Below are 14,843 nucleotides of genomic sequence, written 5' to 3'. Positions count from 1 at the left end.
GCGTATATTATGATGATCTTCGATAAATAAAGAAAGATGTGAAATAATATATATTGAATTAAATTTATTTTTATATTAAAAATCAATAAGTTGAATAGTTAATTATTTTATTGGTTATGTAAAGTTATTGTTTACTATGAATTTATTATTGATAGACTATTTTTCAGTGATTCGTTCACTATCAGTATAAATCACTCCTTGGGTGTTTCTAAAAAAACCTACTAAAGTTAAATTACTTTGTTTAGCTAGTTCAATTGCCATTGTCGTTGCGGCCGATACGGCAAAAAGGATTTCTACACCACAACGTGCTGTTTTTTGCACCATTTCATAACTAGCTCGGCTCGAAACAAGGATTATTCCTTGTATGTCTTGCTTAGTTTCTTGTTGTAGTTTCGCCCGATAACCTAACAATTTATCTAATGCAACATGTCTGCCGATATCTTCAAATCCAGCAATAAAATTACCGGTTAAACTCAGCCATACTGCAGCATGCGTACAGCCGGTTTGACCTCCCACAGTTTGAACTTGGCTTAGATAATCAAGGGCATGATGAAAATCAGATAAACGAATTTTATTGTTTGATAAAAGGGGGGGAGTAAATTGACAAACTTGCTCTATTTGTTCAGTGCCACAAATACCACAACCAGTACGACCGGCTAAATTACGACGCTTTTCTTTTAATTGCATAAAACGTCTTGAAGATAGTTCAATATGGACTTCAATGCCTTGTTCTGTTTCATTAATGTCAATACCGTAAATCTCACTAACTGATTCTATAATTTTTTCAGTTAATGAAAAACCAATAGCAAAATAACTGAGATCTTTCGGAGTTGTCATCATGACAACATGAGAAATACCATTATAAATTAGCGCAACAGGCTTTTCTGTGGCTATGGTATCTTCTTCTGATGGATGTAATTGACCATGTTTAAATTTATTTACATTAAACTTTTCAATGCCCACTGCCATGGTTTATCTCGTAATAATTGTCTGACTAAATCTAGCTATAGTTTTAAATATAATAACTTAGCTTAATATCAATAAAAAGCCCAATATTTAGGTTTGTTAATTTTGTAAGATTCTAACAATGGTTAATCCGATTAGAACTATCATATATTTGTTGTGTTAGAATAAAGCCTATCCAAAATAAGTATGGTAGGCAATTTTATGTCATTAAATGAAATGACGCATACGATTATGCAATTTATTGAAACTCATCAAATGTGGTCGTTGCCAATTATTTTTTTATTAGCATTTGGTGAATCATTGGCCATTATTTCCTTACTGGTACCTGCTACCGCGATTTTGTTAGGAGCTGGGGCTTTGATTGGAACAGGAGTGATTTCGTTTGCTCCAGTTTTGATTGCTGCATCGTTAGGGGCTATTATTGGCGATTTTATATCTTATTGGTTAGGCAAACATTATCATCAACAGGTAATTGCTTCATGGCCATTGAATAAATATCCGAAAATGGTATTTCGTGCTGAACAGTTTTTTCAGCGTTATGGGACTTTTGGGGTGTTTATTGGACGATTTTTTGGGCCTTTACGAGCAGTCGTTCCATTGATCGCTGGCACTATGCATATGCCAGCAACAAAATTCAATATTGCTAATGTGGCTTCTGCACCTATTTGGGCATTTGTTCTACTGGCACCCGGAGCTTTTGGAGTGCCATGGTTAGAAACTATTTTTGGCTAAACTGTGCCAATAGTGTAACTTCGGCGGCCACTTTTGCGTCCAAGCGCTTCTAAGTTCGTTTGTAATGGTGGGAATGGTAAGGTCAAGTTATGATGTCGATAAGCATCCAGAATCAGTTTATGTATCGCACTACGTAATTTCATTCGATGTCCCATTTCTGCTGCAAATACGCGTAATTCAAACAGTTGGATTCCTTCTTGAATATCAACTAAAAAGACTTGTGGTTCTGGATCGTTAAGTACAAATTCACACTCTTCAGAAGCTTGTTGTAAAAGTTTCATAACCAGTTCACTATCTGCATCAATGGTTGCTGGTATGGTTAATACTATACGTGTGATTGAATCTGATAATGACCAATTGACTAATTGTTCAGTAATAAATGCCTTATTCGGCATGACAATTTCTTTACGATCCCAATCAACTATAGTAATCGCTCGTGTACTAATTTTAGTGATATTACCGGTTAAGTCTCGAATCGTAACGGTATCGCCAATCCGCACTGGTTTTTCAAACAAAATAATTAAACCGGAAATAAAATTAGCAAAGATCTCTTGTAGACCAAAACCTAAACCAACACCAAGTGCAGCAATTAACCACTGAATTTTAGCCCAATCTATACCAATGAATGAAAAAGCAATCATACAACCTATCATCAAAATAATATATTTCGATAACGTTGTGATCGCATATCCTGTACCTGGTGCTAAATCTAAATGTTGTAAAATACCTAATTCAAGTAAGGCCGGTAGATTTTTAACTAATTGAACAGTAATGGTCATGACTAAAATAGCGATACACACCGCACCAAGCGTAATATGTTGTTCAAGTTCAGTACCATTAATGATAGTACTTGTGCCCCAAAGCTTTATATTATTCATAAAAGCAAAAGCCGAATGAAGTTCAGACCAAAGTAAGATCATACTAATTAAGGCTATTAGCATAATAATCGATCTGACTAATTGTAATGACTGAGCACTAATCGCATCTAAATCAATAATAGGTTCATCAACATTATCATTGATTGCAGTTATATCTTCTTCTATGCCTTTGGCGCGTTGCATTCGTTCTAATCGGCGCTGTTTAGTCCGTTCGAATTCAATACGACGTTTTTGTATCCACATCCAACGACGAATCATAAAATAGATAACTAATAAGCCAAACCAGATTATGACTGAGGCTTCTAATCTGCCCAGTAAAACTTCTGCTGTCGACAAATAACCTAAACAAGCAGCAATGATGGCTAGCCAAGGTGCACTTAATAGCATAAACCACAAAATATGACTTAATAAGTTATCCCCTGAACCTTTTTTATCAATATAAAGAGGGACGCCAGCTCTATGAATTGAATTAGTCATAAATACTAAAGCAAAACAGAGAATAATAAAGGCTATACGACCAATAGTTGCAGCAAATTGGCGATTACTAAACTGATCAAAACTCATCACAATGACAACTAATGGGATCACAACCCAAACAGATAATTGATAGTATTTCATTGCGTGACGAACATTTTGTTTTGCCCAACCGAAGTGAGTAATAAACAATCCATTTGGGGATGCAAAGTGTGCCGTAATGATGAATACCCACAAAATAGGTGCGGCGGCATTGACACCATAGCCTAAAGCAACTGCGACAGGGTAATCCCAATTAATTTGTAGTGCATAACCTAACGCTGCCCACAAAATAGGTATAGGTAATGCCATTATCAATGAAAAAATAATGACTTTTAAAGTTAAAGAATAACTGTCTTGAGTGACTTTGCCGACTCGAGTAGCTGATTTATTTAAAAATGTGTTGTACTTGCCACGCATTTTAAAATGCACATATACAAACATTATCGATAATACTAAAAAGAATAGTGGTTTTGGTGCGCTAAGAACTTCTAAACTAGCATTGTAGAGTTGTGATAAAGTATCAATTGAAACGGTGACATAAACCACATCTTTGGCTAAGTCTAAAGGAAAACTAAGTGAAATAGGGTTAACATCAGCAACCCAAAAGAAGTAACGATGGGCTGCATCATTAACTTCATCAATAGCATTAGTTAATTGTTTATTTGAAATTTTTAATTTAGTTAATTCAAGGATCGTGGTATCGGTCCCTGAAATTAATGTTTTAAGTAGTTCGCTTTGTTCGCGTAATAATCGTCGATATTGGCTGGCAGATTTAAGATTATTAAGAGAAATACTTAATGTTGGGTAATTCTCTAATCCGTTTAAGGTATTTGAATAATTAAGTTGTTGAACTTTTGCTTCAGCGATTTCAGCATCGAGTGGTTGTGACTTAGGTTTTTCTGGTAATCGCAATAGTTGTTGGCGCAGAGTTTCACCTAACGCCGTTGAAAAACTTAACCATTCACCTTGTTCAGCAAGCGTGGCAAGGGTATTTTGAACATGTGAAATTTGGGTATTAATATTATTTTGTTCATTAATGATGCTGGTTAAATGTGATTTTTGGTACTCCATATTCTGACGAAGATCTTCATTTTTTTCATCAAGTTTAGTGATCACTTCTGCAAGTTGATCTTCATTATCAATAACAGGTATTGATTCTTCAGCTACAGCAAAGCATGAAATAGCCAGTAATATCCAACACAAAAAACCACGCATCAACATAGATTAGATCCTTTCGGCTAGTTTTTGACCTACTCGAGTAATATCACCATGTTTTAAATGGCTATCAAATTCAATAGCGTTGGAGGCAAATAAGGTGATAACGGTTGAGCCTAATTTAAAGCATCCCATATCTTGGCCTTTTGCTAATTTAACTTCACCAGCATAAGTCCAACGTTTCATCACTCCATCACGAGGTGGTGTAATTATACCAGCCCAATTTAATTCAATACTACCAACGATAGTCGCGCCTACCATAATTTGAGCCATTGGTCCAAATTCGGTTTCAAATAAACAAATTACTCGTTCATTTCGGGCAAAAATATTTGGAATGCTTTCAGTTGTCGCTTTGTTAACTGAAAATAGTGAGCCTGGTACATAAATCATTTCACGTAAAATACCATCACAAGGCATATGAAAACGATGATAGTTTTTAGGCGATAAATAAGTGGTAGCAAAAGCCCCATTTTTAAAAAACTTTATCATATCTGGATGGCAAGCAAGTAAAGATTCTAATGAGTAAAAATGGCCTTTAGCTTGTAACAATAAACTATCTTGAATATTACCAAATTGACTAATTACACCATCTGCTGGCATAACAATTGAACTTGCCGCAGGATCAATAGGCCTCGCATCTTCATTAAGTTCACGAGCAAAAAAATCGTTAAATGTTGGATAATCTTTAGCATCAGTTAATTTTGCTTCACTTAGATCAATTTTGTATAGTTTACAAAAACCAATAATCATCCATGTTGTGATTTTTCCTAAACGTTTATTGGCTAACCAACCAAATATAACGGTTAATAACTGTTTAGGCAGAAGATACTGAATTATTGCTTTTAATTGATTTAACATAAATAACTCTCAATTTATTTATTAAATGAGACATTATATCAATATTTATAATGAAAGTATAAAAACACCATTTTTACCCTTATTTTGTGATATAGAACACAAACATTTTAAAAGTTTTGTCAAACGTATTTGGCTATGTGCATTAAAGCAAAACCTAATATTTTATATTAGGTTTTAATGAAAATCTGAGAGATTTTTTATTATGTATATTGATATGATTATGTTGAATGGGTTTTCTGTTTATCCTATTTAATACAATACAAAAAATACTAAATTATCAATAATAAATATTGGAATTAAAATTCCTATTGACCATTTCATATAGCCAAAAAAGCTTGGCATATTAATTTTATATTGTGTGGCAATACTTTTAACCATAAAGTTAGGTGCATTACCAATGTAACTTAATGCTCCCATAAATACGGAACCCATTGAAATTGCCAATAGTGTGTTGGCATAAGTGGTCATTAAAGTAGTTGCATTACCGGATGCTAAATTAAAAAACACCAGATAAGTTGGTGCATTATCTAAAAATCCTGACAATGATCCCGATAACCAAAAATACATACTGTTTATTGGTGTGGCTTGTTCACTGGTGACCAATGATACTACAGAACTCAAAGCACCGTCATTGCCGGCACGCAAAATTGCCAGAACGGGCACTATAGTAATAAAGATACCAATAAACAATTTGGCAACTTCTTTGATTGGATCCCAATTAAATTCATTGCCAGCTCGTACTTGCTTTGGCGTGATCAGTATTGAAAGAATCGTTATAGCAATAAAAAGGCCATCACGAACTAGATTTTCTAATTCAATTTGCGATCCTAATAGCGTGAAGTTTATCGCTGGATGCCAAATGCCAGATAAAAGCACACTAGCAATTATCGCCATTAGCAAACCGATATTCTTTAGACCGTATAATTTAACTACTTCTGATCTATTAGAAAGGGAAATATTGCCATATTGCTTAACATAATAATATCTATCGATAAAATAATAGATGATGAGTAATAAACCTGATGTAAAAATAACTGGCAATAACATATGTTTAACAGTCCAGAGAAAATTCACACCTTTTAAAAAACCAATAAATAATGGTGGATCACCTAAAGGTGTCAAACCACCACCAATATTAGCGACTAAAAAAATAAAGAAAATTACTGTGTGGACTGAATGTTGTCGTTGCCGATTAGCGCGCAGTAATGGCCGAATCATTAACATAGCTGCGCCGGTGGTTCCCATAATTGAAGCTAATACTACTCCAATGGCTAATAAAATAACATTTGATTTTGGCGTGCTTATTTTATCGCTTTTGATAAGAATACCACCTGAAACAGTGAACAATGCCAACAGTAATAATATAAAAGGGATATACTCTTCAATAATGGCATGAGCTGTTAATTGAATTGTGGTAGATAAGCCAAAAGAAAATAACGCAGAACCTAGAAATAGTAACGTCCAAACCAGAATAATTTTGCCATAATGATGATGCCACAGCCGTGCTAAAAATAGAGGACATAATGCGATAGAAAGTAAAATTCCAACAAATGGGATAGCCCAAAATAACGATAACTCCTGCCCATTAAACTCGCTTGCATGCAGTTGAAAAGAGATTAGCATTAAACTAATAAATGGTATTATTGATAATTTGGATAGACGTTTCATTGCGTTATTATGTGAATTAAAAGTGGCAGATTATAACAAATCCACAGTTAATTTTCGAATTAGTTACACTTAAATAAATTTTAATTTAACAGTAATAAAAAATTTGAGGAAAGGGGTTTTTACTATCTAAAAGCTTTGGCTATTTTCGCATATTTGTGTAAAAAGACTATAATAATCGGCAATTTTACATATTGGATTATTCATGCAGACAACATCGGCAACAATTAACAAAGATGTTTTACATCATCGTAATAAGCATATTAATGGCTACCCATTTGATTTACTTATTAAAACTTTACCAGCATTATCTAACTTTGTTAAACCTAACCAATATGGTCGGGTAACGATTGATTTTTCTAATCCTGTTGCCGTGAAGATGCTAAATAAAGCACTTTTATTACACTATTATCAACTCTCTTATTGGGATATTCCAGACGATTACCTATGCCCTCCAATTCCAGGGCGAGCAGATTATATCCACTATTTGGCTGATTTATTAGCGCAAGATAATCAGAATAAGATCCCTATGGGTAAGAGAATTAGCATTTTAGATATTGGGGTTGGTGCAAATGCCATTTATCCGATTATTGGCTGTGCTGAATATGGTTGGTCATTTGTTGGCAGTGATATCAATCCAATATCAATCAAGGTTGCGTTGTTAATAGCAAAATCTAATAAACTATTAAAAAATAGTCTACAATGTCGTTTACAACCGAACAGCGAGGCTATTTTTGCCAATATCATTAAACCGAAAGAATTTTACTTGGCAACTTTATGCAATCCTCCTTTTCATAATTCAAAGCAACAGGCTCAAGCGAGTGCTTATACAAAACTCCAAAAATTGGGTAAATTAAGTTCAGAAAAAGATCAAGTTATGCTTAATTTTGGTGGACAACATGCTGAACTTTGGTGCAAAGGAGGAGAAAGTGCGTTTATAGGTAAAATGATAGCCGAAAGTGTTAACTATAAAACACAATGCCTATGGTTTACTTCATTAGTTTCAAAAAAAGAATCGCTGACAAACATAAAAAAACAGTTAAAAAAAGCATCTGTAACTGAATACAAAATTATATCCATGGCTCAAGGCCAAAAAATTAGCCGTTTTGTTGCATGGACGTTTTTTGATCGAGAACAACGACAAAAACAGGTCAAAAAATTTTGAGGAAAGGGGTTTTTTAATGATAGGTTAATAACGATATCGTTAATTAATTATGAATTAAATTAAATTTTTAAAATAAAAAAATAATAGTATTAACTATTTCTTTAGCAAGATTAAATTCAACATAATATTTATCTTAGTAGAGATTGAAATCGTAATTTGTGCTCAAAAAGCATCATTTTTATCTAAAAAGTCTGATTATTCAATTGAGTTTAGATTAACTAAAATTAGTTTAATGATTTTTTCTTTAAGCCTATCAATTATAGTTAACCATTAATTTTACAATCTTAATTCTGACAATAAACGATATTAATTATTTTGATTATTTTCTTATTTAAAAATATCCTAATCTAATCTATTTTTTGTTGTATGATGTTTATGTTATATCAGCAATATAAGGATCATCATATGCAGGAGAGACCAAGAAAAGCAATTATTAATGCGCTATTAACAGTTGTTAAAGTTGAACAGTTATCCCATAGTTTTTTACGTTTGCATTTTAGCTGTGATACACCATTGATAGTCAACCCTCGTTGGATTTGTCCTCATTTAAAATTACTCTTTGCTGATCCTTTGACTGGTGAAATTACTTTTCCGCAATTAGACGAAAATAATAAAATCATGGTCAGTGATCGAATTCGCCAATTAGCGCGAAGCTATAGTATTCGTGGTTATGATGAATCCACCAATCAACTAATCATTGATTTTGCTATTCATTCTCGCGGATTAGCGACGGTTTGGGCTCAAAAGGCCAAAATAGGTGATCAAGTTGGTATTGTAGGTACTGCTGGTAAATTAGAATTTGATAATCAATTTTTAGTTTTGATGGGCGATATTTCCGCAGTGCCGAGTATCTGTTATACGCTTGAAAATTTGCCCAGTTCTCAAACAGCATTAGCTTTTATTGAAGTTAATCACAGAACGGATATTGTAGGCCTACCAATCAACAAAAATGTAACAGTTCAATGGTTCGTTAAGGATGTAAATTCTCCTAATCAATTAGTTGAAGCGGTGATGAACATCGATTTGAGTGGTCAAGATAATATATTGTTTTGGGGGGGAATGGAAAGATCATTGGCACAACAATTACGTCATTCAATCAAAGATAAATATCACAATTTAGAACCTAATGCTATTCAGATCACCAGCTATTGGCGAGAGGGATTTGCGGAAGGAGAATTTAAACATCGTGATTGATTGTTGGTAGAACGTTGTGAATATTCTTGCGCATTTACATTTAGCAACAATTGCCAATAGCTCGCTAATTGGCAATACAGTTGCTGATTTTGTAAAAGGTGATCCTTATCTGCAGTACCCGACAGAGATAGCTGATGGCGTTATGTTGCATCGAAAAGTTGATAAAGTTATTGATAGTTTTCCCGATGTTAAACAAGCAAAATTGTTGTTTCGAAATAGTCATCAACGAGTTGCTCCGATAACGCTCGATATTGTTTGGGATCATTTTTTATCAAAATATTGGCATGAGTTTGGTTCAAGCCAAACTTTATCGTCATTTAATATTATGACTAAAAATTATATTCAGCCATATCTTGCTGATTATCCTAAGGATTACCAACATTTTATGAATGCGATGTGGCAAAAATCATGGCTAGAAAATTATGCTTCAATCGATTTTATTGCCAAAGTATTAAAAGGCATGGCGCAGCGAAGGCCAAAGCTTCATTTATTGCAAGAAACTATTATTGATATTAAACAAAATTATAGCGCATTAGAAACACATTTTTTTTATTTATATCCGAAAATATGTAAATTTATAAAATCGATATAAGCTTATGAGATAATGGTTATCGAATAATTTAACTACATAAATTCATTCGATAACCATTAAAAGTTGAATAGTTTTATTTTGGTAAACTAATTTTTCTATTTTCAATTACAATCAAGTTATTGCTATCCGGTTTTTGGGCTATCGGTACTAAGTTTTCAATTGTTGCTTGAGGAGCTTGGCCAATGCTACCTCCTCGTGGCTTAGTATGAACTACCTGACTTTCAGGTAATGTCGTATTGTTATTTAGATTAGCCCATAACCATTCGATGGCATCTTCACCGTAATAATCTATAGCTAATAATGTATTATCAAATGGTGATTTACCATCAAGATAACTAGCATTTTCAACTTCAATATAACGTAATTGTGATTCTTTTCCTTCTACTGCGCTATTTAAAGCAACATATGGCCTAGATGTATGGTTTATTAACTGTTTGACATTATTTTGGCCATGTACAATAAATGTTTTAGTTTTATTTAAGTTTCCAGTTGCTTGTACTTGTTTGAGTCCATCATTAACTCGTTTTTCAGTTATTTTTTCTCGTAAACAAATGGCACCTTTAGTACCATAATCTACCTGATTTTTAGTTTCCGAACTTGAGTACCATTCTCGTCTTGGTGAAACAAGATCCTGATTTGCCACAATATCGATTGCGGTAACATTTTTATCGGTCCAAATAGGTAAATGGCCATTTGATAGAGACCAGATTTCAGCGAAATTTACCTCTTTTAACGGCATTACTTCGCCAAAATTATAGAGCGGCTCTTGTTGAGTGCTGGCGACAGAATAATCACACATGTTTTCTGTAACATCATAACGGCCATAGGAACTAATATATTGATACGGAAAGGCTATTGATTCATTGTAATAAAAATAGGGTAATTGAATCTCTATCCCAGAATTCCAACCATAATATTGTAATTTTCTAAGGGCTTCTTCTGGGGTACCTGTAGTTAATAAATTAGCCTTTTTTAGTGCATCACAGCGATTTTGTGAATATAAATATTTCGATGCATAAGGAACATAATTGTCCGATTTATTAGGTTCAATTGCTGGTATAGCACAAGGAATATAAAGTGCAGCGACAGTAGCATAATCAGGAATTGAATTATATTGGAAACTTCTAATACTTGCGCTATCCTGGATTATAAGTGAGGCAATATCAGGATTTGGTTGTATTTGTGGATTAACCGCAACAATGCCATTAATTAAACCGCTTTTATCTAACTCACCGGCTTTCAAGGCGGCACTAGCACCATCCTCGGAGCCATAGATCAATATCAACGTATTATAGCTGTTAAAGTTTCGAGCATTTTTGGCTGAGAATCTATCATTGATTTCATAAAGTGCAAACTCAATAGATTCTAAAACATATTTACCCCAATTATGTTCAGGATTCTGTTTTGAGTGTAGCTGTTTAACGGCATATCTATTTGGATGATTCTGGATAAAATTTTCTCTATTTCTAATCTCGGGATTGAATAATAAATTATCTTTTGCAATTTTGCCGTCTATGGTAAAACCTTGTTGATTAGAAATATCATAGATACCATTGCCCAATCCTTTATCATTATAGACTACTGCACAATTGTGTTTTAATCCCCAAAGCCCTCGAATTTGCATATCTTTGGCATTATATAAACCATCATAATTGCTAGCTGGAATAGCGACAATACATGGTTTTTTTTTGTCAAAATCAACAGGAATTTGTAACAGAACACCAACATTTCCATCTTTTATTGTTGCTAAAATTTCGGTACCAGCTATTTTACCATCAAATAAAGGGGACAAATTTTGTTGTTTAAAGCCAAATAGTTGACCCTCACCGGTTTTTGTATCGATAAAACGATTTAGTTTGGAACGACGAAGCTCTTGTGTAGTTGGATTCGCTGGATCGGCAAATTTGAATTTTTGGATCATTGATGATAAGGGCGTAAAACCAATACCGGCTGTAACTAGATCATCGCTCTCACCATCATAGTAGTTTGAGTTATGTATGGTAATCCATTGGGGCTTTGGATTGTAGGGATTATTTTGATCGGTATAGCCAATATTTGGAACGGCAAGTATTGGTAAAAATAGTAATGATGTTAAAGCTTTTATATTTTTGATTATTAAGTTCATTACAGTAACTTCCTATTTTTTTAATTAACTTAGTTTTCCATATGATTTATGATAATTATATAATTTATTCTTTAGATGGTAAATTTTTGCTACCAAGAGCCCAAAAGGCTGAAATAATTTTTTCCGATAATCGTCTTTTTTGGACACATATACCCACATCAAATGGTTCCATTAAATTAGTTGACCATTCAGTAATTCGCTCACGTACTCTTTCTGGACTGTTTTCCATGACTACTTTCGGTAATAATGCTACACCGCATCCTAAAGCAACCATAGATACAATTGCTTCATGTCCTGCAACTGTTGCATAAATTCTAGGACTGGTTATTTTTTGTTGTTTGAACCATAAATCAATTCTCTGTCGGCTGGGTCCATGTTCTGGCAGAATAAAAGGAATATTGTGCCAATCTGGCGTTTTTTGATGTAATTTCTCACTAAATGAGCTATTGAGTTTAGGAATTAATAAGACCATTTCAATCTCGCCTAATTTTATAAATTCAACACCTGCAGGTAATTGTTTAGGTTTTCCTGCAATAGCAAGATCAGCCTGATTAGATTGAATTTTCTCAACTGCATCAGCGGCATCGCCAGTAGATAGTTTAATCTCAACTAGTGGATAGTGAATGCGGAATCGGTCTAATATTTCGGGTAAGTGGCTATAGGCAGCAGTCACCGAGCAAAATAGGGTTAATTCACCGACCAATTGTTGATCTGCTTGGTCTAACTCTTGTTTTAATTGTTGATGTAGATTTACAACCTGTAGAGCAAAACGTTTTACTTTTTCGCCTTCGTGAGTAATTTGAACTTGTCGGTTGTCACGAATAAATAATTGATGACCAAATTGTTGCTCAAGTCGTTGGATTTGTCTCGAAAGCGTGGAAGGACTAACATGCATTGCATCAGCGCTCATACCAAAATGGCATGTCTCACACAAATGTAAAAACAATTTTAGGTCACGAATATTCATATTAATGGTTATTTTCAGATATTTCTAATATTAAACACTATTATCAAATAGTGATTATATCACCATCAGTATTAAATACCGCTATTATTCGCAGATATATCAATAAGGCAAATAGCAAATTAGTCTTCTTCAATGGCAATATAGATGTAGACCTGTTAGAATACGCCATTATTTTTGCTTAGCTAAATTGATTAATTTTATGACAGAACAAGCTTATTTAGACGAAGTTAATGCTCGTCGTACTTTTGCTATTATATCTCACCCGGATGCAGGTAAAACGACTATCACCGAAAAAGTATTGTTGTTTGGACAAGCGATTCAAACTGCGGGTACAGTTAAGGGGCGTGGTGCTAATGCTCAACACGCTAAATCAGATTGGATGGAAATGGAAAAACAACGTGGTATTTCCATCACCACATCGGTCATGCAATTTCCTTATAATGATTGTTTAGTTAACTTACTTGATACTCCTGGGCATGAGGACTTCTCTGAAGATACTTATCGAACGTTAACTGCTGTTGATAGTTGTTTAATGGTTATTGATGCAGCAAAAGGTGTTGAAGATAGAACACGTAAATTGATGGAAGTAACGCGTTTACGTAATACGCCAATTTTGACTTTTATGAATAAACTTGATCGTGATATACGAGACCCGATGGAGTTACTTGATGAGGTTGAAAATGAACTTAATATCATGTGTGCACCTATTACCTGGCCAATTGGTTGTGGTAAATTATTCAAAGGTGTCTATCATTTAGCGAAAGATGAAACCTATCTTTATCAAACAGGTAAAGGTCATACTATTCAAGAAGTTCGTATTATCAAAGGGTTAGATAATCCAGAACTTGATACCACAATTGGCGATGATTTAGCACAGCAACTTCGTGATGAGCTTGAATTAGTACAAGGTGCATCAAATGAGTTTGATCTGGAAGCATTTTTATCTGGTGATTTAACTCCAGTATTTTTTGGTACAGCGCTTGGGAATTTTGGTGTTGATCATATGCTTGATGGTTTGACTGCTTGGGCGCCGACGCCTCAACCTCGCCAGACCGATAAACGAGAAGTTGTAGCTACTGAAGAAAAATTTACTGGTTTTGTATTTAAGATCCAAGCCAATATGGATCCTAAACATCGTGACAGAGTTGCTTTTATGCGTATTGTATCGGGTAAATACGAGAAAGGCATGAAGTTGCGTCATGTTCGTATCGCAAAAGATGTGAATATTTCTGATGCGTTAACCTTTATGGCTGGTGATCGAGATCATGTTGAACAAGCTTATGCTGGTGATATTATTGGTTTGCATAATCATGGCACTATACAAATTGGTGATACTTTCACCCAAGGTGAAGATCTTAAATTTACAGGTATTCCTAATTTCGCTCCAGAGCTATTTCGTCGTATTCGTTTAAAAGATCCTCTTAAACAGAAACAATTATTAAAAGGTTTAGTTCAGCTTTCAGAAGAAGGAGCTGTACAAGTATTCCGTCCAATTGCTAACAATGATTTAATTGTTGGAGCGGTAGGGGTGTTACAATTTGACGTAGTTGTTGCGCGTTTAAAATCTGAATACAACGTAGAAGCGATTTATGAACCAGTAAATGTAACAACGGCTCGTTGGGTTGAATGTAGTGATGCTAAGAAACTTGAAGATTTTAAACGAAAATGTGAGCAAAATTTGGCATTAGATGGTGGGGATAATCTATCTTATATTGCTCCAAGTATGGTTAACCTAAATTTAACACAAGAACGTTATCCAGGTGTTGAATTTAGAAAAACACGTGAACATTAATTAGTTGCTTATTCACTAAGATTAACAATGTGAATATTATTAATAACGTGATAATGAGGAAGGGCTATTTTTTAGTCCTTTTTTTATTAATTTATTGTATTTTTTATACGATAATGTTAGTTTAACCATATTCTATAGATAATTGCTTTTATTATTTAAATAACGGTTATCACTGTAT

The 14,843-nt window shown here is 34.0% G+C and carries 11 protein-coding genes; 5 read left to right on the top strand and 6 right to left on the bottom strand.

From position 1 onward, the window contains the following. Positions 1-156 precede the first annotated feature (156 nt). On the bottom strand, positions 157-969 hold the full coding sequence (fdhD, locus tag B6D18_RS10990) for a formate dehydrogenase accessory sulfurtransferase FdhD (RefSeq protein ID WP_086364479.1): 813 nt from the start codon (positions 967-969) through the stop codon (positions 157-159). Between the two features lie 198 nt (positions 970-1,167). On the opposite strand from fdhD, the gene B6D18_RS10985 reads away from it, so the two are divergent. After that, positions 1,168-1,698, top strand: a complete 531-nt coding sequence (locus B6D18_RS10985; RefSeq protein WP_086364478.1) for a DedA family protein — start codon at positions 1,168-1,170, stop codon at positions 1,696-1,698. Here the strand turns inward: B6D18_RS10985 and mscM are convergent. The 3 genes from mscM to B6D18_RS10970 form a co-directional block, all read right to left on the bottom strand. Beyond that, positions 1,695-4,313: a miniconductance mechanosensitive channel MscM gene (gene mscM / locus B6D18_RS10980; RefSeq protein WP_086364477.1), complete on the bottom strand. Its 2,619-nt coding sequence runs from the start codon at positions 4,311-4,313 to the stop codon at positions 1,695-1,697. The genes B6D18_RS10985 and mscM overlap by 4 nt on opposite strands. 3 nt (positions 4,314-4,316) lie before the next feature. Further along, positions 4,317-5,165: an archaetidylserine decarboxylase gene (gene asd / locus B6D18_RS10975; RefSeq protein ID WP_086364476.1), complete on the bottom strand. Its 849-nt coding sequence runs from the start codon at positions 5,163-5,165 to the stop codon at positions 4,317-4,319. 249 nt (positions 5,166-5,414) lie between these two features. Further along, complete coding sequence (locus B6D18_RS10970; protein ID WP_086364475.1) at positions 5,415-6,833, bottom strand: sodium:proton antiporter; 1,419 nt, start codon at positions 6,831-6,833, stop codon at positions 5,415-5,417. Between the two features lie 202 nt (positions 6,834-7,035). Here B6D18_RS10970 and rlmF point away from each other — a divergent pair, with 202 nt between their 5' ends. From rlmF to B6D18_RS10955, 3 genes are all read left to right on the top strand, one after another. Beyond that, on the top strand, positions 7,036-7,995 hold the full coding sequence (gene rlmF / locus B6D18_RS10965; protein WP_086364474.1) for a 23S rRNA (adenine(1618)-N(6))-methyltransferase RlmF: 960 nt from the start codon (positions 7,036-7,038) through the stop codon (positions 7,993-7,995). Positions 7,996-8,400: 405 nt separating this feature from the next. Further along, on the top strand, positions 8,401-9,189 hold the full coding sequence (locus B6D18_RS10960; protein WP_158092583.1) for a siderophore-interacting protein: 789 nt from the start codon (positions 8,401-8,403) through the stop codon (positions 9,187-9,189). A gap of 16 nt (positions 9,190-9,205) precedes the next feature. Further along, positions 9,206-9,781: an ACP phosphodiesterase gene (locus B6D18_RS10955; protein WP_086364472.1), complete on the top strand. Its 576-nt coding sequence runs from the start codon at positions 9,206-9,208 to the stop codon at positions 9,779-9,781. 73 nt (positions 9,782-9,854) lie between these two features. Here the strand turns inward: B6D18_RS10955 and B6D18_RS10950 are convergent, their stop codons facing one another. Further along, complete coding sequence (locus B6D18_RS10950; RefSeq protein WP_086364471.1) at positions 9,855-11,906, bottom strand: 3-hydroxybutyrate oligomer hydrolase family protein; 2,052 nt, start codon at positions 11,904-11,906, stop codon at positions 9,855-9,857. 64 nt (positions 11,907-11,970) lie between these two features. Continuing rightward, positions 11,971-12,873 (bottom strand): HTH-type transcriptional activator IlvY, encoded by a 903-nt coding sequence (ilvY, locus tag B6D18_RS10945; protein WP_086364470.1) that lies wholly within the window; start codon positions 12,871-12,873, stop codon positions 11,971-11,973. Positions 12,874-13,072: 199 nt separating this feature from the next. Between ilvY and prfC the strand changes: the two genes are divergently transcribed. Further along, positions 13,073-14,665, top strand: a complete 1,593-nt coding sequence (gene prfC / locus B6D18_RS10940) for a peptide chain release factor 3 (protein ID WP_086364469.1) — start codon at positions 13,073-13,075, stop codon at positions 14,663-14,665. Positions 14,666-14,843: the final 178 nt, after the last annotated feature.

It is taken from the genome of Gilliamella sp. A7 (assembly GCF_002142015.1).
In the GTDB taxonomy this organism is placed as follows: domain Bacteria; phylum Pseudomonadota; class Gammaproteobacteria; order Enterobacterales; family Orbaceae; genus Gilliamella; species Gilliamella apis_A.
The sequence above is the reverse complement of the archived record's forward strand: the minus strand, read 5'-3'. Positions and strand labels throughout refer to the sequence as shown.

What these genes read in the sequence shown, in the direction of transcription:
- fdhD (WP_086364479.1), bottom strand. Translation starts at nt 969, where the DNA reads ATGGCAGTGGGCATTGAAAAGTTTAATGTAAATAAATTTAAACATGGT.
- B6D18_RS10985 (WP_086364478.1), top strand. Translation starts at nt 1,168, where the DNA reads ATGTCATTAAATGAAATGACGCATACGATTATGCAATTTATTGAAACT.
- mscM (WP_086364477.1), bottom strand. Translation starts at nt 4,313, where the DNA reads ATGTTGATGCGTGGTTTTTTGTGTTGGATATTACTGGCTATTTCATGC.
- asd (WP_086364476.1), bottom strand. Translation starts at nt 5,165, where the DNA reads ATGTTAAATCAATTAAAAGCAATAATTCAGTATCTTCTGCCTAAACAG.
- B6D18_RS10970 (WP_086364475.1), bottom strand. Translation starts at nt 6,833, where the DNA reads ATGAAACGTCTATCCAAATTATCAATAATACCATTTATTAGTTTAATG.
- rlmF (WP_086364474.1), top strand. Translation starts at nt 7,036, where the DNA reads ATGCAGACAACATCGGCAACAATTAACAAAGATGTTTTACATCATCGT.
- B6D18_RS10960 (WP_158092583.1), top strand. Translation starts at nt 8,401, where the DNA reads ATGCAGGAGAGACCAAGAAAAGCAATTATTAATGCGCTATTAACAGTT.
- B6D18_RS10950 (WP_086364471.1), bottom strand. Translation starts at nt 11,906, where the DNA reads ATGAACTTAATAATCAAAAATATAAAAGCTTTAACATCATTACTATTT.
- ilvY (WP_086364470.1), bottom strand. Translation starts at nt 12,873, where the DNA reads ATGAATATTCGTGACCTAAAATTGTTTTTACATTTGTGTGAGACATGC.
- prfC (WP_086364469.1), top strand. Translation starts at nt 13,073, where the DNA reads ATGACAGAACAAGCTTATTTAGACGAAGTTAATGCTCGTCGTACTTTT.